16 protein-coding genes are annotated in these 16,910 nt (G+C 72.9%); 12 read left to right on the forward strand and 4 right to left on the reverse strand.

Annotated features, from left to right (window positions below; all coding sequences use genetic code 11):
- Nucleotides 1–28: 28 nt before the first annotated feature.
- From V3C34_RS08840 to V3C34_RS08865, 6 genes are read left to right on the forward strand one after another with little or no spacing between them, the layout of a single operon-like run.
- Complete coding sequence (locus V3C34_RS08840) at nucleotides 29–1,318, forward strand: NAD(P)/FAD-dependent oxidoreductase (protein WP_346006768.1); 1,290 nt, start codon at nucleotides 29–31, stop codon at nucleotides 1,316–1,318.
- Nucleotides 1,315–2,073 (forward strand): DUF1365 domain-containing protein, encoded by a 759-nt coding sequence (locus tag V3C34_RS08845; RefSeq protein ID WP_346006769.1) that lies wholly within the window; start codon nucleotides 1,315–1,317, stop codon nucleotides 2,071–2,073. Before V3C34_RS08840 ends, V3C34_RS08845 begins: the two co-directional genes overlap by 4 nt.
- Entirely contained in the window at nucleotides 2,070–3,347 is a 1,278-nt protein-coding gene (locus V3C34_RS08850; protein WP_345912545.1) for a cyclopropane-fatty-acyl-phospholipid synthase family protein, read from the forward strand. The genes V3C34_RS08845 and V3C34_RS08850 overlap by 4 nt, the downstream gene beginning before the upstream one ends.
- Nucleotides 3,344–4,096 carry an SDR family NAD(P)-dependent oxidoreductase gene (locus V3C34_RS08855; RefSeq protein ID WP_068324918.1) on the forward strand — a complete coding sequence of 251 codons (753 nt, stop codon included), beginning with the start codon at nucleotides 3,344–3,346 and terminating at the stop codon, nucleotides 4,094–4,096. The genes V3C34_RS08850 and V3C34_RS08855 overlap by 4 nt, the downstream gene beginning before the upstream one ends.
- Nucleotides 4,093–4,815, forward strand: coding sequence for a CPBP family glutamic-type intramembrane protease (locus tag V3C34_RS08860; protein ID WP_346006770.1), 723 nt, complete (start codon nucleotides 4,093–4,095; stop codon nucleotides 4,813–4,815). Before V3C34_RS08855 ends, V3C34_RS08860 begins: the two co-directional genes overlap by 4 nt.
- A gap of 7 nt (nucleotides 4,816–4,822) precedes the next feature.
- Nucleotides 4,823–6,241: a tryptophan-rich sensory protein gene (locus V3C34_RS08865; protein ID WP_346006771.1), complete on the forward strand. Its 1,419-nt coding sequence runs from the start codon at nucleotides 4,823–4,825 to the stop codon at nucleotides 6,239–6,241.
- Nucleotides 6,242–6,471: 230 nt separating this feature from the next.
- On the opposite strand, the gene V3C34_RS08870 is transcribed toward V3C34_RS08865, so the two are convergent.
- A complete protein-coding gene (locus V3C34_RS08870) occupies nucleotides 6,472–7,422 on the reverse strand; it encodes a hypothetical protein (RefSeq protein ID WP_346006772.1) in 951 nt (316 codons plus the stop codon).
- Nucleotides 7,423–7,448: 26 nt separating this feature from the next.
- Nucleotides 7,449–8,051: a DUF6318 family protein gene (locus V3C34_RS08875; RefSeq protein ID WP_346006773.1), complete on the reverse strand. Its 603-nt coding sequence runs from the start codon at nucleotides 8,049–8,051 to the stop codon at nucleotides 7,449–7,451.
- Between the two features lie 275 nt (nucleotides 8,052–8,326).
- Between V3C34_RS08875 and V3C34_RS08880 the strand changes: the two genes are divergently transcribed.
- On the forward strand, nucleotides 8,327–9,904 hold the full coding sequence (locus tag V3C34_RS08880) for a M20/M25/M40 family metallo-hydrolase (protein ID WP_068324913.1): 1,578 nt from the start codon (nucleotides 8,327–8,329) through the stop codon (nucleotides 9,902–9,904).
- A 109-nt stretch (nucleotides 9,905–10,013) separates the two neighbouring features.
- Nucleotides 10,014–11,231, forward strand: a complete 1,218-nt coding sequence (locus V3C34_RS08885) for an FAD-dependent monooxygenase (protein ID WP_346006774.1) — start codon at nucleotides 10,014–10,016, stop codon at nucleotides 11,229–11,231.
- Here V3C34_RS08885 and V3C34_RS08890 read toward each other — a convergent pair.
- Together V3C34_RS08890 and V3C34_RS08895 are read right to left on the reverse strand one after the other, a co-directional pair.
- Nucleotides 11,221–12,381 (reverse strand): helix-turn-helix domain-containing protein, encoded by a 1,161-nt coding sequence (locus V3C34_RS08890; RefSeq protein WP_346006775.1) that lies wholly within the window; start codon nucleotides 12,379–12,381, stop codon nucleotides 11,221–11,223. The genes V3C34_RS08885 and V3C34_RS08890 overlap by 11 nt on opposite strands.
- Before the next feature lie 30 nt (nucleotides 12,382–12,411).
- Nucleotides 12,412–12,540 (reverse strand): hypothetical protein, encoded by a 129-nt coding sequence (locus V3C34_RS08895; RefSeq protein ID WP_255218278.1) that lies wholly within the window; start codon nucleotides 12,538–12,540, stop codon nucleotides 12,412–12,414.
- A 117-nt stretch (nucleotides 12,541–12,657) separates the two neighbouring features.
- On the opposite strand from V3C34_RS08895, the gene V3C34_RS08900 reads away from it, so the two are divergent.
- The 4 genes from V3C34_RS08900 (at nucleotide 12,658) to V3C34_RS08915 (ending at nucleotide 16,902) form a co-directional block, all read left to right on the forward strand.
- Complete coding sequence (locus V3C34_RS08900; protein WP_068422046.1) at nucleotides 12,658–13,728, forward strand: NADH:flavin oxidoreductase; 1,071 nt, start codon at nucleotides 12,658–12,660, stop codon at nucleotides 13,726–13,728.
- Between the two features lie 67 nt (nucleotides 13,729–13,795).
- Nucleotides 13,796–14,842 carry an acyl-CoA dehydrogenase family protein gene (locus tag V3C34_RS08905; RefSeq protein ID WP_346006776.1) on the forward strand — a complete coding sequence of 349 codons (1,047 nt, stop codon included), beginning with the start codon at nucleotides 13,796–13,798 and terminating at the stop codon, nucleotides 14,840–14,842.
- A 100-nt stretch (nucleotides 14,843–14,942) separates the two neighbouring features.
- Nucleotides 14,943–16,178, forward strand: a complete 1,236-nt coding sequence (locus V3C34_RS08910; protein WP_346006777.1) for a bifunctional PIG-L family deacetylase/class I SAM-dependent methyltransferase — start codon at nucleotides 14,943–14,945, stop codon at nucleotides 16,176–16,178.
- Complete coding sequence (locus V3C34_RS08915) at nucleotides 16,171–16,902, forward strand: glycosyltransferase (protein WP_346006778.1); 732 nt, start codon at nucleotides 16,171–16,173, stop codon at nucleotides 16,900–16,902. The genes V3C34_RS08910 and V3C34_RS08915 overlap by 8 nt, the downstream gene beginning before the upstream one ends.
- Nucleotides 16,903–16,910 lie beyond the last annotated feature (8 nt).

Genomic DNA, 16,910 nt, shown 5'->3' on the forward strand with positions numbered 1-16,910 from the left:
CGTCCTCGTCCACTCCCGGGAGAGCCCCATGACCGACCTGCGCGACCGACCCACCCGGCCCACCGTCGCCGTCATCGGCGCCGGCGTCTCCGGCCTCACCGCGGCGCACGTGCTGTCGCAGACCCACGAGGTCACCCTCTTCGAGGCCGACTCCCGGCTCGGCGGGCACGCCCACACCCACACCGTCCCGACGAGCGACGGGGGCCGGGCCCGCGTCGACAGCGGCTTCATCGTCCACAACGAGCGCACCTACCCGCACCTGCTGCGGCTCTTCCGCGAGCTCGACGTGCCGACCCGACCGACCGAGATGAGCATGTCGATCACCTGCGACGGCTGCGGCCTGTCGTGGGCCGGCGGCCGCGGGGCGGGTGCGGTGCTCGCGCAGCCGCGGCGGCTCGCCGACCCGCGGTTCCTGCGGATGCTCGTCGAGATCCCGCGCTTCCACCGGGCCGCCCGGGCGCTCCTCGCCCAGGACGAAGGGGGGAGTGCCGGCGGCCCGACGTGGGGCCAGTTCCTCGAGCAGCACCGCTTCTCGCCGTACTTCGTCGCCCACTTCGCCCTGCCGCTCGTCTCGTGCGTGTGGTCCTCCGGTGACGAGGACTCGCTCGACTACCCGGCCCGCCACCTCTTCGCCTTCCTCGAGCACCACGGGATGCTCAGCGTCACGGGGTCGCCCACCTGGCGCACGGTCGTCGGCGGCTCGGCGACGTACGTGGACGCACTGACCGCGCGGCTCGGTGACGTGCGCACGAGCGCACCCGTCACCTCCCTCACCCGGCATGCTGACGGGGTGGACGTCCGTACGGCCGCCGGGGCGGCCCCCTTCGACAAGGTCATCGTCGCGACGCACGCCGACCAGGCGCTCGCGCTGCTCGCCGACGCGACGCCGCAGGAGAAGGAGGACCTCGCCGCCATCCGCTACACGCGCAACGAGACCGTCCTGCACCGCGACACCCGGCACCTGCCGAGCGCACCGCGGGCCCGTGCGTCGTGGAACTACCGCAGCGCCACGTGCGGCGGCGCCGTCCAGCCGCGGGTCAGCTACTGGATGAACCGGCTGCACGGGTACGACGAGGGCGGCGACCAGTTCCTCGTCACGCTCAACTCGCCCACCCCCTTCGCCGAGTCGGACGTCATCGCGCGGATGGACTACGCGCACCCGGTCTTCACGCGCGAGGCCGTCGCCGCGGCCGCGCGGCTGCGGACCGCCGGCGGTGACCGGCTCGCCTTCGCCGGGGCCCACCTCGGCTGGGGGTTCCACGAGGACGGGTGCCGGTCCGGCGTCGAGGCGGCGCAACGCCTGGGGGTGCGGTGGTGAGCGCCGCGACCGCGGAGCTGCCGACCCTGCCGAGCCTCGTCGTCGGGACGGTCGCCCACACGCGCCGCACCCCCCTCGAGCACGCCTTCACCCACCGGCAGTACCAGTGGCTCGTCGACGTCGACGACCTACCGCGCTACCGCGGACCGCTGCGCGCCCTGACCCGGATCGAGGCGCGCGACCACCTCGACGGCGGGCGGCTCGGCGGCGGGATCCGCGGGGACCTGAAGCGATTCCTCACCCACCGCGGCAGGACCCTGGAGGCGAGCGACCGGGTCGTCATGCTCGCCAACGCGCGGGTGCTCGGGCACGTCTTCGACCCGCTCACGGTCTTCTGGTGCCTCACCGCCGACGGCGACCTGCGTGCCTGCGTCTTCGAGGTGCACAACACCTACGGCGAACGCCACGCCTACCTGCTCGACGTCGACGAGCGCGGGCACGCACGCACGGACAAGGCCTTCTACGTCTCGCCGTTCAACGACACGAGCGGCGAGTACGCGGTAAGCCTGCGGCTCGACCCCGAGCGGGTCACCGTCACGGTCGGCCTCGACCGGGAGAGCCGACGCGTGCTCACCGCGACGACCACCGGGGTGCCCCGACCGGCGACGCCGACCGCGGTGTGGCGCACCGCCGGCCGCCACCTCCTCATGACCTGGCGCGTCAGCGCCCTCATCCGCGTCCACGGCATCCGGCTGTGGCTGCGCCGCCTCCCCATCCAGCCCCGTCGTCCCCACTCCCAGGAGAACGTCCGATGACCGCCGCAGCCCCCACCCTCGACCAACCGATCTGCCTGAGCCGCCCCGCACTTCGTCCGTGGTGCGTGCGGGCCCACCTCGCCCGCCCGATCGTCACCAAGGTCCTCGAGCGGGCGCCCGTGCGGGTGACGATGCCCGACGGCACGACCCTCGGCGGGGGACGCGACATCGACGCCCCGACGCTGCGGATCGTGCGCCCGACCGCGCTCTTCGAGCGGATGGCGCACCACCCCAAGATCGGCTTCGGCGAGGGCTACATGGCCGGCGACTGGGAGGCCGCGCCCGGCACCGACCTCGCGGACGCGCTCGTGCCCTTCGCCGAGCGGATCACGACGCTCGTGCCGCCCGGGCTGGCCCGGCTGCGCCGCGTCGTCGACCGACGCATCCCGAGCGCCACCCGCAACACGCTGCTCGGCTCGCGCAAGAACATCGAGGCCCACTACGACCTGAGCAACGACCTCTTCGAGGCCTTCCTCGACGAGACCCTGAGCTACAGCTCGGCGCTCTTCGACCGCTCGCGGACGCTCACCGAGCAGAGCCTCGAGGAGGCGCAGCACGCGAAGATCGAGGCGATCCTCGACACCGCCGACGTGCGTGCCGGCTCGCGGGTGCTCGAGATCGGCACCGGGTGGGGCTCGCTCGCGATCGCCGCAGCGCGCCGCGGGGCGCTCGTCACGACGATCACGCTCTCCCAGGAGCAGGCCGCCCTGGCCCGGGAGCGCATCGCCGCGGCCGATGTCGACGAACCGGGGCTCGCCGGGCGGGTCGAGGTGCGGCTGCAGGACTACCGCGAGGTGACGGGGCAGTTCGACGCCATCGTCAGCGTCGAGATGATCGAAGCGGTCGGCGAGGAGTACTGGCCGACGTACTTCGGTGCGATCGACGACCTGCTCGCGCCTGGCGGCGTCGTCGCGATCCAGGCGATCCTCATGTCGCACGAGCGCTACCTCGCGACCCGCCGCTCGTACGGCTGGATCCAGAAGCACATCTTCCCCGGCGGGCTCATCCCCTCCGAGGAGGCCATCGAGGAGACGACCGCACGGCACACGTCGCTGCGGGTGACCTCGACCCACCGCTTCGGCCGGGACTACGCCGAGACATTGCGGCGCTGGCGGCGTACGTTCGACCAGGAGTGGTCGACGATCGCCGCGGCGGGCTTCGACGAGACCTTCCGCCGCAAGTGGGAGTTCTACCTCGCGTACTGCGAGGCGGGGTTCGCCGCCGACTACCTCGACGTCGCCCAGATCCGGTTCGAGAGGCAGGAGCAGGCATGAGCAGCATTGTCGGACAGCGCATCTGGTTGGTCGGCGCCTCGAGCGGCATCGGTGCCGCCCTCGCCGAGGAGCTGCACCGACGGGGGGCGATCCTGGCGATCAGCGCCCGCCGGGAGGAGCGCCTCGAGGAGGTCGCGCAGGGCCGCTTCGCCACGGTCGCGCTCGACGCGACCGACGCCGCCGCGACCCGGGAGGCGGCCGCGCAGGTGCGCCGCGAGATCGGCCCCATCGACATGGTCATCTGGTCGGTGGGCTACTGGCACACCTTCACCGCCGACGAGTGGCTGGCCGACGAGTACGAGACGCACATCCGGGTCAACCTCCTCGGGCTCGGCAATGTCATCGCCGCGACCGTGCCCGAGATGGTCGCCGCCCGCCACGGGCACCTCGTCGGCATCGCGTCCGTCGCCGGATACCGCGGGCTGTCCGGGTCGGAGGCCTACGGCGCGACCAAGGCCGCGCAGATCAACCTGCTGCAGTCGATGCGCGCCTCCTTGTCGACGAAGGACGTCCGCGTCACGACCGTCTGCCCGGGGTTCGTGCGCACGGACATGACGGAGACCAACTCCTTCCCCATGCCCTTCATCATCGAGCCCGAGGAGGCGGCCACGGAGATCGCCGACGGGCTCGAAGGGGGCAAGGTCGAGATCGTCTTCCCCCGCCGGATGGCCGCGACGATGAAGGTCGCCCGCGTGCTGCCCGAGCGGGTGTGGGCGATGATCACGGCCCGTCTGGCCCGCGCTTCGTGATCAACCCCGTCGGCGAGCTGCGCGCCTTCGTCGCCGCGGCGCTGGTCGCCCCGGTGCCGCGCGACCACACCGAGCCGGACGCCCTCGTGCGCCGGCGCCGGGTGGTCACGGTCGCGACGCTCCTCGTCGGCACGGTCGTCCTCGCGGTCACCCTGCGCATCCCGCCGGGTGACGACGCGTTCTACCTCGGCGGGCTCGCGCTGGCCCTGGTGTGGATCATCGGGGGGACCGCCGCAGGGCGCTTGCACGTGGGGTGGGCTCACACGCGCGAGTCGGACCTCGCCCGGCCGGTCGTGCAGCCGATCGCCCTGGCCCTGCTCGCCGTCGCGATCTTCCTCGCCGGCGCGCTCGTCGTCGGCCGGGTGCCGTGGCTGGCCGAGCTCGTCGACGACGTCCTCGACCACGCCCGCTACGGGTCGCTGCCGCTCGTCTGGGCGATCACCGTCATCACCGGCATCGGCGAGGAGCTCTTCTTCCGCGGTGCGCTCTTCGCCTCCGTCGGGCGCAGGCACCCGATCGCCATCACCACTGCCGTCTACGTCCTCGTCACCGCCGCGACCGGCAACCTGCTGCTCACCTTCGCCGCGCTCCTCCTCGGTCTGCTGACCGGCGCACAGCGGCGGGTCACCGGCGGGATCCTCGCCCCGATCCTCACGCACGTCATCTGGTCCAGCTCGATGCTCTTCCTCCTCCCACCCGTCCTCGACCTCCTGAGGTGACCGACCCATGAACTCGACCTCTGCTCCCTTCGTCCCCGGCACGGTGCTCGTCACCGGCGCGACCGGCTACATCGGGGGCCTGCTCGTGCCCCGCCTGCTCGACGACGGCTGGAGCGTGCGGGTGCTCACCCGATCCGCGGGCAAGCTGCGCAGCCACGACTGGGCCGACCGGGTCGAGGTCGTCGAGGGCGACGCGACGTCCGGCGAGGACCTGCGGCGGGCGCTCGCGGGTGTCGATGTCGCCTACTACCTCGTGCACTCGATGGACGGCGGCGGTGACCTCGCCCGGCGGGACCGTGAGCTCGCCGAGGGCTTCGCGTCCGCCGCCGCGGACGAAGGGGTCGGGCGGATCGTCTACCTCGGCGGTCTGCACCCCGAGGGTGCGGACCTGTCGGTGCACCTGGCCTCCCGGGTCGAGGTCGGGGAGGTCTTCCTCGACAGCCCCGTGCCAGCGGCCGTGCTCCAGGCCGCGGTCGTGCTGGGGGACGGGTCGGTCTCCTTCGACATGCTGCGCTACCTCACCGAGCGGCTGCCGGCGATGGTCGCGCCGCAGTGGCTGCGCAACCGGATCCAGCCGATCGCCGTCGACGACGCCCTGCACTACCTCGCCGGGGCTGCGCGGCTGCCCGCGGACGTCAACCGCACCTTCGACATCGGCGGGCCGGAGGTGCTCACGTACGAGGAGATGATCCAGCGCTTCGCGCGGGTCAACGGGCTGCGGCGGCGGGTGATCGTGGGCGTCCCGGTGCTCACGCCGTGGCTGGCCAGCCACTGGGTCGGGCTCATCACGCCGGTCGAGGCGGATGTCGCCAAGCCGCTCGTCGGCAGCCTCGTGCACGAGGTCGTGCGCCGCGAGCAGGACCTCGACGACCTCGTCGGCCTCCCCGAGGGCGGACTCACCGGGTTCGACGACGCGGTGCGCCGGGCGATGCGCGGCACCCGGCCCGACCACGCACTGCGGGATGCGCTGACGGTGACGGCGGCGACGGTCGCCAGCGCGGCCGTCGGTGCGGCGGCGACCCAGCCGGACAGCCGCTGGTACCGCTCGCTCGACCTGCCCTCGTGGCAGCCGCCGAAGCTCGCCTTCCCCCTCGTGTGGACCCCGCTCTACGCCGACATCGCCGTCACCTCGGTCGCGACGCTCGTCCGGCTCGAGGAGGAGGGGCGCTTCGACGAGGCGGCTCGCTACCGGCGGGCGCTGTGGACCAACCTCGTGCTCAACACGGGGTGGAGCGTCGTCTTCTGGCGGGTGCGCCGCCCGGCGCTCGCGGCCGTCGAGGCCGGGGTGCTGGCGGCGAGCTCGGCCGACCTGGCTCGGCGTGCCTCCGCCGCCGGTGGGCGCACCCGCTGGACGCTCGTGCCGTACGCGGCCTGGACGGGGTTCGCCGCGGTGCTGTCGACGGCGATCGCGCGGCGCAACCGGTAGCGCGCCGCGTCAGTTGGTGTCGGGATGCTGGGGCCCCTCCGCACCAAGAGGGCAGAGTCGGCTGATCAAGACGGTGTGCAGGGTGGCGGAGACTTCAGTCCTGACTCGTGCGATGAATCACGGACCGGCCTCCCACTGCACGGCGCGTCGCGCGGCAGTTCGAGCGACGAAGGGGGTCTGCGCCCCGGGATCTCGTTGGTCCGGACGCGAACTGCCGTACGACGCGCGGGTCAGTGGGTGTCGTCGGCGTCGAGCTGGGTCTTGGTGCCGAAGACCTGGAGGGTGTCGAGTGGTTCGTCCTGGAGGTCGGCGACGGTGGCGATGTCCTGCCACTGACCGCCGTTGACGCGGTACTGGCCGGTGAGGCGGGCGTCGACCTTGACCTGCTTGTCGCCGGTGCCGGCGTACTGGTGCGTGATGTCGCCGTCGGGGTAGGTGCCGCCGGTGCTGCTGGTCCAGACGGAGGTCTGTCCGTCGCCGAAGTGGTAGCGGTAGTCGCGGGCGGCGACCTTGAACTCGATGTTCCAGGAGAGCAGCTTGATCGTCCTGCTCGTCTCGCCGGGTTGCAGGCCGGTGTCGTCGGGCCATGAGGCGGCGTAGAAGTTCGTGAAGTTCTTCAGGGTGCGCAGGCCCTTGGGCTGGATGGTGACGCTGGGCTTGCTGAAGGGCAGCTCGCGGAAGGCGGTCTGGATCTGGGCCAGGGTCGGGACGGGCGGCGCTGCCGGGGCCGGGATGGTGACGGGCGGCTGCCCGGGGCCGCCGGGGATGGTGACGGCGTCGGGTGGCCCGCACGTGACCCGACCCGTGGACTGCCACGGCCCGTCATTGACCCGGACGTGGGTGGTGACGGGAAGGTCGAAGTTGTTGGGGTTGCCCGACTCGGTGATGCACCCGGCGCGGGTGCCGTCGCACTGGGACGTCGAGTTGTCACAGGGGAGGTACTTGACCTCGACCCTGTCCTTGACTGCGGGGCCCTTGACGTTCGTCCCTGTGATGTGGGCCGAACGCGGTCTGCTGGGGTCGATGGCTGGTGCTGTGCCGCCCTCAGCACCCTTCTGTGTTCCTGGGTCGACGCCGTGCTCTTTCGCTGAGAAGGTTGCGCCCGCGTCCGAGATCTCAGCGCCAGGCTCGGAAGCCGACGCTCCACCCGCGGTCCCGATAGCGAGGGAGAGGGTAAGCAAGAGGGTCGCGGCCCATCGCCCCGGCGTCACGTCACTATCCAATCCTGCATTTCCCACCGGCCCTCGCGCCACACGATGTGCTCCGTGAGCGTGTAAGTGGTCGCGTTCACGTGAGCGTTGGACTTGCCCTTGGCATCCACCCGCGTGTGGGCAGCGACCTTGACCGACATGGCCACCTTGTACCCCGAGTCGGGACGCTTCGATGCCCGAACGTTCGTAATCGTGTAGGGATTTTCGCTGCGCGTCCAGCCCTTGCCCTTGTCTTCTTTGATTCCCTCAACAGCGGTGTTGCACACGCCGCAGTCATCAGCGTGAAGCGCCTCGATCACGCTCGTGTTTCCAGTATCGGTGGCGTCGCCGAAAGCCTCGTAGTAGTACTTCCCGAAAGCTGCAGCGCCCTCCTTGGTCTCCTCTCGTGCAGCCGCCGGCATGTCCTTCGGCATCTCGGCGCCGGCTCCGGTCGAGGACGGCGACACACTCGGGCCGGACGAGGTGCTCGAGCTCGGGTCGACCTCGATGGGCGAGGCCGTCGTGGTGGGCTCGGTCGGCTCGTCCTCACCGCAGGCGGCCAGGCCGCCGGTCAGGACGGCCGTGGCGGCCAGGGCTGCCGCTCCACGCGAGAACTGCACGGGATCTCCCCTTCGTCGACGATCGGGGCAGCGCCGAGGGCCCCCGAAGAACTGACTCCAACGGTAGTGAAATCCGCGCAGGCCGCATCTCGAGTTTCCACAGGAGGCCACGGTCACAGGGTCGTCAGGTGCCCGTCAGAGGCCGGTCACGATCCACGGAGGGCGGCGCCGCCGAGCGTGCGGAGGGGACCGTTCGCCTCACTACCGAGCGGTCACCCTTGGCCCTCGGGGACGTCGCCGCTTGCCTGTGCGGACCACCGACAAAGGAGTCGTCCATGGCACACGAACCACACGAGACCACCGGCACCCAGGTGCCCCGCCGCGTCTTCCTCGGCGGCGTCGGCGCCGCCGTCATCGGGGCGGCCGCAGCCGGAGGGGCGGGCGCCTTCGCGCGCGGCGCCGGCGGACAGGCCGTCACGGCCGCGGCCATCCCCGTGGCCGACCTGGACCCCGTCGACCTGCTCAAGCGGATGCTGTCCTACGACACGCAGAACTTCGGGACCGGGGCCAAGACCCGTGCGCACGCCGAGTGGCTCAAGGGCGTGTGGGAACGAGCCGGCGTCGCCGCCGAGATCATCGACACCCCGCAGCGCGACAACGTCCACCTCATCGCCCGCATCAAGGGCACCGGCACCGAGGAGCCCCTGCTCTTCCTCGGCCACTCCGACGTCGTGCCGGTCGAGGAGGAGAACTGGGACGTCGACCCCTTCGCGGGTGAGGTCATCGACGGTGAGATCTACGGGCGCGGAGCTCTCGACATGAAGGGGGCCAACGCGGCCGGCATCGCCGCGCTGCTGCGCCACCTCGACGAGGGAGCCACGTTCGACCGTGACCTGATCATCCTCACCGACTGCGACGAGGAGGCCGGGGACTACGGCTCCCGCTGGCTGGCGGCGAACCACTGGGACAAGATCGACGCCGGGTCCGTGCTGACCGAGGGCGGCTGGTTCCTCGCACAGAGCGACAGGACCACCCCGATGCTCATCACGGCCACCCGCCAGGACAAGGTCTACTTCAACCTCGACCTCACGGCGACGGGCACTGCGACCCACTCCAGCAAGCCCATGCCCGACGACTCCGCGATCGTCGCCCTCTCGCGGGCGATCAGCGAGCTCGGGGACTGGGAGGCGCCGGTGCACCTCACCGACGTGACACGCGAGTACTTCGAGGCTGTCGCCGAGGCGACGAGCGACCGGCGCTTCGCCAAGGCGATCCGCCTGATGCTGCGGGCCAAGAGCGACCGGTCGCGCGAGCGCGCGGCCCGGCTCGTCGTCAAGCTGTCGGACTACCCGTACCTGCACCGCGCGCTGCTGCGCACGACCCATGCCTTCGTCATCCAGGAGTCGGGCTACAAGGAGAACGTCATCCCGAGCGAGGGCACGACCCGGGTCAACTGCCGCGCCGTCCCCGGCGGGCAGAAGCCCCGCGAGTTCCTCGCGCAGGTGCGCGAGCTGCTCAAGGACCGTGATGTCGAGGTCAAGCTCATCGGTAACCCGGGGGAGAGCGAGGAGCAGGCGCTCGCCCGGCTCGACGGCACGTGGGCGACGAAGCCGGCCGACCTCGACACCGACCTCTGGCGTGCCCTCGAGGACGCATCGAGGACGACGTACGAGGACACCCCCTTCGCCCCGGCGTTGTTCGAGGCCGGCACCAGCCTCGGCCCGTGGCGCACTCAGGGCGTGCCCGGCTACGGCGTCTACCCGTACGTCCTGAGCAACGAGCAGCTCATCGGGATGCACGGCAACAACGAGCGCATCTTCGTCGAGGCCCTCGAGCAGGGGACGGACTTCATGTACGAGGTCTGGGGCGCCTTCCGCACCGACGCGACCGCCACCGGGACGAAGGGGGGCTGACGCACCCCGGCGGCCACTGTCACGTCCGACAGGGTGTCGGAACGCACAGGCGCCAGTTGCGCCTCTCCGCCCGATGACGGCGACCCGGCGCTTCCGTAGCGTCTCGTGCATGAGCTCGACACCCCACGACGACGTGGTCATCATCGGCGCCGGCATCGGCGGACTCACCCTGGCCCTCGCGCTGCGCGAGCGCGGCATCGACGCGACGCTCGTCGAGCGCACCGCGGAGCTGCGGGAGGTCGGCGCGGCCGTCGCGCTGTCGGCGAACGCGACCAACCTCCTGCGGCGCTACGGCGTCTACGAGGCGCTCGAGGAGGTCTCGTGGCCGCAGACGGACCTGATCTTCCGTGACGGCCGGAGCGGGGCGACGCTCGGCCGGACGCCCGTGGGGGAGTCCTACCGGGCTCGCTTCGGCGCCGACTACTGGGGCGTGCACCGCGCGGACCTCCAACGCGTCCTGTCCGAGGCCGTGGGTGCCGACCGGATCCTCCTGTCCAGCGAGGTGACCGGCCTGCGCGAGGACGGTGACCGCGTCGTCGTCGAGATCGCGGACGGCGACCACCTGGACGCGGCGGTCGTCGTGGGCGCCGACGGCGCCCGGTCCACCGTGCGCCGGTGGGTCGTCGGGCACGACGACGCGATCTACTCGGGGCGCAGCGGGTTCCGCGGGATCATCCCCACCGAGCAGCTCACCGAGCTGCCGGACCCGCACGCCATCCAGTTCTGGATCGGGCCGACCGGGCACCTCCTGCACTACGCGATGGGCGGCGACGGCAGCCACGTCAACTTCCTCGCGGTGAGCCGCGAGCCCCGGGAGTGGACCGCGGACGGCTGGGTCGTGCCGGCCCGCGACGAGGAAAAGCTCGCCCCCTTCGCCGGCTGGCACCCCGCGGTGACGCAGATGCTCGAGTCCGTCGAGGTCTCGCAGCGCTGGGCGCTCATGCGGCGTCCGCCGATCCGGACCTGGCACCGCGGTCGCGTCGTGCTGCTCGGCGACGCGGCGCACGCCCTCGTGCCGCACCACGGGCAGGGCGCCAACCAGTCGATCGAGGACACGTGGGCGCTCGCCGAGGAGCTCGCCTCGGTGGGCGGCGGTGACCCGACGGCGGCCTTCGAGGCGTACGAAGGGAGGCGCCGGCCGCGCACCCGCGCCGTCCAGTTCGCCTCCGCCCAGGTCGCCGAGGTCCTCCACCTGCCCGACGGGCCGGAGGCCGACGCGCGCAACGCGCAGATGGCGACGGCGGACTGGTTCGAGGACAAGCTCGCCTGGGTGCACGGCTACGACCCGACGGTCGACCGGGGGATCCGTCCCGGCGTCAGGGTCTGAGCAGCCCGGCGAGCCGGGCGACGCGCAGCCCGGTGTGCAGGTCCCGTCGGACGAGGCCGTCGCCGAGGTCGACCTCGGTGGTCGTGCGGATGCGACCCAGCCGGTAGTAGAGGGTCGAGCGGTGGATGCCGAGGGCGGTCGCGGTGGCCCGCCCGTCGCCGCCGGTGGCGAGGTAGGTCTCGAGGGTCGGCACGTCGACCGCGCGGTGGTCGCTGGCCAGCAGCCGCGCCACGGGGGCGGGCAGGTCGTCGGCCCGGAGCCGCTCCAGGGGCAGGTCGAGGAGCAGCCGGTCCAGCCCGAGGTCGTCCCAGGTCGTCACGCGCCCGTAGGTCGTGGGGTCGAGGCAGGTGGCCCGCCAGGCCCGACGCGCGCGTGCGTGGGATGTGCCGGCCGAGGTCAGGTCCGCGACGACGTCACCGATGCCGGCGCGCAGCCCCGCGAGGCCGGGCGCGGCGAGCACCCGCTCGAGCCGGTCGCGGACGACGGGCCGCGGGAAGACGAGGACGCCCAGCCCCTCCACGAGCCCGCCGACGACCGTGGCCGTCGACGTCCGGGCGACGAAGTCGAGCGTCGCCTGCACGCCGGCGAGGGCGGTGCGGGTGGCCTCGGGGGTGTCGTCCGGCTCGGCGATGACGACGACGCAGTACCGGTCCGCGGCCCCGACGAGACCCTCGTCCACGAGTGCCGTTGCGGCAGAGTCGCGCTCGCCGGGTGACGTACTCGCGCCGAGGAGGAGGCCGAGCAGGTCCGTGGCCCGGGCGGCATTGCGCTGCTCGCCGAGCGCCCGCAGCGACAGGAGCGCGCCGAGGTGGGCCGCGCCGTCGGTGAGGACGTCGGGCGAAGGGGAGGGGACCCCCTTCGTGCGGACGTACAGGAGGTGGCCGACGCGGTGACGGTCGTCGCGGAGGGGGTGCAGCACCCACACGGTCCCGTCGCGGGCGGTCCGGGTCGTGGGGCGCGTCTGGCCGGCGGGCGGCGGCTCCCAGGTGTCGCTGTGGGCGAGCACGTGAGAGAGGCGCGCGCGGTCCTCGTCGCTCTCGTGGATCGAGTAGGCCAGGACGCGCATGCCCTCGTCGAGCACGACGAGCCGCCGCTGCAGGGCCTCGGAGAGGTCCTGCAGGGCGTCGTCGAGGCTGGCGCTGCGGTGCACGAGGTCACCGTAGCGGCGGCACCGCCCGGATCAGCGGGGCGGTTGCTCGACGTGCGTCGGTCCGGTCATGAGCGCCTGCTCCACCCACGCCATGGCGAAGGGGAGGGACGCGACCGAGACCATCCCGGCCACCGTGAGGATGGCACCAGTGAGGTTCATGCCCCAACGGTGGCACCCAACCCGCCGACACGCCGGACAAATCGCCGCGGTCGTGGCGTCGTCACCGGATCTTGACCTGGTGCTCGTGGGCGGTGGGTCCCTTGCGAGGATGGCGGGATGACCTCCCTCCACGACCGTCTCGAGCTCGCCCACGGACCGGCCTGGGCCAACCGCTTCGCCCTCGCCCCGCTCACCAACACGCAGAGCCATGCGGACGGGACGCTCTCCGAGGACGAGTACCGGTGGCTCGTGGCGCGAGCCGCCGGGGGCTTCGGCCTGACGATGACCTGCGCGACCTACGTGGCGCGCGCCGGCCAGGCGTGGGCCGGGCAGCTCGGCATCAGCGACGACCGGCACCTCGCCGGCCTCACCCGCCTCGCCGACGGCATCCGCGCCGCCGGCAGCGTCTCATCCGTGCAGCTGCACCACGCCGGTCGGCGCTCCGACCCGTCCGTCACCGGCGTGCCGAACGTCGCGCCGTGGGACGACCCGGACAAGGACACCCGGGCCCTGTCGACCGGTGAGGTGCAGCAGGCGGTCGAGGACTTCGTCGTCGCGGCGGAGCGGGCCGAGCGCGCCGGCTTCGACGGCGTCGAGGTCCACGGAGCCCACGGCTACCTGATCTGCCAGTTCCTCGACGGACGCCACAACCAGCGCACCGACGGCTACGGCGGGTCGCTCGAGGACCGGTCCCGGATGCTCTTCGAGGTCCTCCGCGGGATCCGCGAGCGGACCCGGGCCGACTTCCAGGTCGGGCTGCGGCTCACCCCGCAGGGCAACGGCATCGTTCTCGACGAAGGCGTCGCCGTCGCCCAGCGGGTCCTCGACTCCGGCCTCGTCGACTACCTCGACATGTCGCTGTGGGACGCCTTCATGACCGTCGACGAGGAGGGCAGCCTGCTCATCGACGCCTTCGTCGGCCTCGAGCGCGGTGGCACGCGGCTCGGCGTCGCGGGCAGGATCCGCAGCGCGCAGCAGGCCCGCTGGTGCATGTCGAAGGGGGCGGACTTCGTCGACCTCGGCCGCGCGGCGATCGTGCACCACGACTTCCCGACGCGGGCAGGAGCCGACTCCACCTTCGCCATGGCCCCGCTGCCGGTGACCCGCGAGCACCTGCACGCCGAGCGGGTCAGCGAGACCTTCGTGGAGTACCTCGACGCGGGGTGGCCGGACTTCGTCGCCGGCTGAGGGGACGACCGCGACGAGGGCCGGGTCATACTTGCGGCAGATCGACGACGAGCGCGGGGAGTCTCACATGGTCCAGGACGGGCTCTGGCACGACGACGTCGTCCGGCTGGCCGAGGAGGGGGAGCCCTCGGACCTGCTGGGGCCGATCGGGGCGTCGGTGCCGACGACCCGGCGCACTCAGCCGCTGCTGACGTGGGCGCAGGACCTGGGGTACAGCACCCCGGACCCGGGCGCAGGCGGCACGCGGGTCCGCTGGGAGGTGCTGGCCACCGTCGCCGCGCGCGACCTCGTGGCGGCGCGCGTCCTCGAGCCGCACCTCGACGCCCTGGCCATCCTCCGCGAGGCCGGCGACGTCGAGGGCCCGGCCGGCGCCACCTGGGGCGTGTGGGCCGCGGAAGGTCCCGGAGTGCGGCTGGAGGCCTCGCAGGACGACGACGGCTGGGTCCTGGACGGGGTCAAGCCGTGGTGCTCCCTGGCCGGTGACGTCAGCGCAGGACTGGTCACCGCCTGGGTCGACGAGCGGCGACGAGGGCTGTTCGCGGTGGGGACGCGCGATCCCGGCTTCAGCGCCGACGCCAGTGCATGGCGTCCGTCCGGGCTCGCGGAGGTCGCCACCGCGACCGTCACCATGCGTGGCGTCGCGGCGCGTCCCGTCGGCGGCCCCGGGTGGTACCTCGCCCGGCCGGGTTTCGCGTGGGGTGGGATCGGGGTGGCCGCCGTCTGGTTCGGCGCCTCCGTCGCCCTCGCCCGCCGACTGCTGCTCGAGACCACCCGCCGAGCACCTGACGACATCGCCCTGCTCCACCTGGGCGAGCTCGACGCGCGTCTCACCGCAGCACGGGTGCTGCTGGCGCACGCCGCCCAGCTGGTGGACGCCGGGCGGGCCGAGGGCGCTGCAGGGGCGCACCTGGCCGCCCGGGTACGGCACGTGGTGGCCGATGCGGCCGAGGAGGTCCTGACGCGCACGGCGCACGGGCTGGGCCCGGGTCCCCTGAGCCAGGAACCCGAGCACGCCTGGCGGGTGGCGGACCTCTCGCTCTACCTGCGGCAGCACCACGCCGAGCGCGACGCGGTGGCGCTCGGCCGCATGGTCGTGCCGGCTCGCTCCCGGTGACGTCGTGGTGACCTTCAGCCACAGGGACGCGGGCACGAGTGCGCACGCCTGGAGATCCGATCCGCGCTGGCCGCAGCCCACCGATGTCGAACAGCTCCTCGTGGGCCGCTCGCGCGTCGTCGTGGTCGCGGCACACCCCGACGACGAGACGCTCGGCGCTGGGGCCCTCGTGGCCGCAGCCGCCGCCCGCGGGGCGCGGGTCGAGCTCGTCGTGCTCACCGACGGGGAGGGCTCCCACCCGGAGTCGACGACGTGCCCGCCGGTCGAGTTGGCGGCCCGTCGTCGTGACGAGGCGCGGGCCGCGGCAGCCGCGCTCGGGCCGGATGTCGAGCTGACCCTGCTGGGGCTGCCCGACGGCGGGCTCGCCGGTGACCACGAGGAGCAGGTGACGCGCCTGCTCGTCGAGCGGCTCGGCGACGCCCGTGAGGTCTTGCTCCTTTCGCCCTGGCGGCGCGACGGGCACCCGGACCACGAGGCTGCCGGGCGTGCGAGCGCCGCAGCCGCGGTGCGCACCGGTGCCCGTCTGCTGGAGTACCCCGTGTGGTTCTGGCACTGGGCGGCCACCGAGGACGCGCCGTGGGACCGGCTGCTGGTCCTCGGGCACGGCGAGGCCGCCGCGGAGCGCAAGGCGGCGGCGGTGGCGGCCCACCGTACCCAGGTCGAGCCCCTGTCCGACGCGCCCGGTGACGAGGCGCTCCTGTCGGCGCAGCTGCTCGAGCACTTCACCGGTCGGGTCGAGGCCTTCGTCGACGAACCGCCCGCCGATCCCGCCCTCGAGGCCCTGCACACCGCGGAGAGCGACCCGTGGGGCACGACGCACCGCTGGTACGAGCGCCGCAAGCGCGACCTCGTCCTGGCGTGCCTGCCCCGTCCGCGGTTCGTCCGGGCGCTCGAGCTCGGGTGCTCCCGCGGTGAGCTGGCCGCGGACCTCGCGCGCCGGTGCCAGGACGTGCTCGCCGTCGACCGCAGCCCAGCGGCCGTCGCACGGGCCCGCACGGTCGTACCGACCAACGTCGAGACCGCGGTGCTGGATGCGCCCACCGAGTGGCCCGACGGCGCCTTCGACCTCGTGGTGCTCTCCGAGGTCGGGTACTTCCTCAGCCCCGTCGATCTCGAGCGCCTGATCGCGCGGGTCCGGTCGAGCCTGGCCGACCACGGGGTCGTGGTGCTGTGCCACTGGCGCCACCCGGTCGAGGGGTGGGTGCTCGACGGTGCGGACGTCCACCAGGCGGCACTCGCCGCGGACCTGCCGCCACTCATGTCGACCTACCGCGACGACGACGTCGAGATCATCGTGCTGGCCGAGTCGGCGGACCGACCGGACCCCCGTGGATGAGCAGCCGGATCTCGTCACGGGCATCTCGGCGGTGGCCGTCGTCGTGCCGGCGAACGACGAAGAAGTGCTCCTACCGCGGTGCCTGACGGCGCTCGCGCACGCCGTCGCGACACTGCGCGCGGCTCGACCCGACGTGCGGGTGGAGGTCGTGGTCGCCCTGGACGCCTGCACGGACGGCACCGCCGCCGTCGCGGCCCGTCACGGCGTGCGCACGACGACGGTGGCTGCACGATGCGTGGGAGCGGCGCGGGCGGCTGGTGCCGCGGCCGCGCACGAGCTCCTCGAGCTCGGTGCCACGTACCGGGCAGCCGGTGCGTGGATGGCCTGCACCGATGCCGACTCCGTCGTCCCGGCGGACTGGCTGACCGGGCAGGTGGCTGCAGCCGACGGGGGTGCAGACCTCGTCCTCGGCCGTGTGCGGCCGGACCCCCTCGACCTCGACGGTGACACGTACCAGGAGTGGTCGAGGCGGCACACGTCCGCCCACCCGACGCGACACGTGCACGGGGCCAACCTGGGGGTGCGCTGGTCGGCCTTCGCAGCGGTCGGCGGGTTCGCGCAGGTGCCCGAGCACGAGGACGTGCTCCTCGTCGAGGCTCTGCTGGCCGCTGGAGCGAGCGTGGCAGCCGGTCCGCCGATCCTCACCTCGGGGCGGCGCGCCGGCCGGGTGCCTGATGGGTTCTCCGGCTACCTGCGGGACCTGGACGCCACGCTCGGCCGATGACCTGCCGG

The organism is Janibacter terrae (assembly GCF_039636765.1).
Lineage (GTDB): Bacteria > Actinomycetota > Actinomycetes > Actinomycetales > Dermatophilaceae > Janibacter > Janibacter terrae.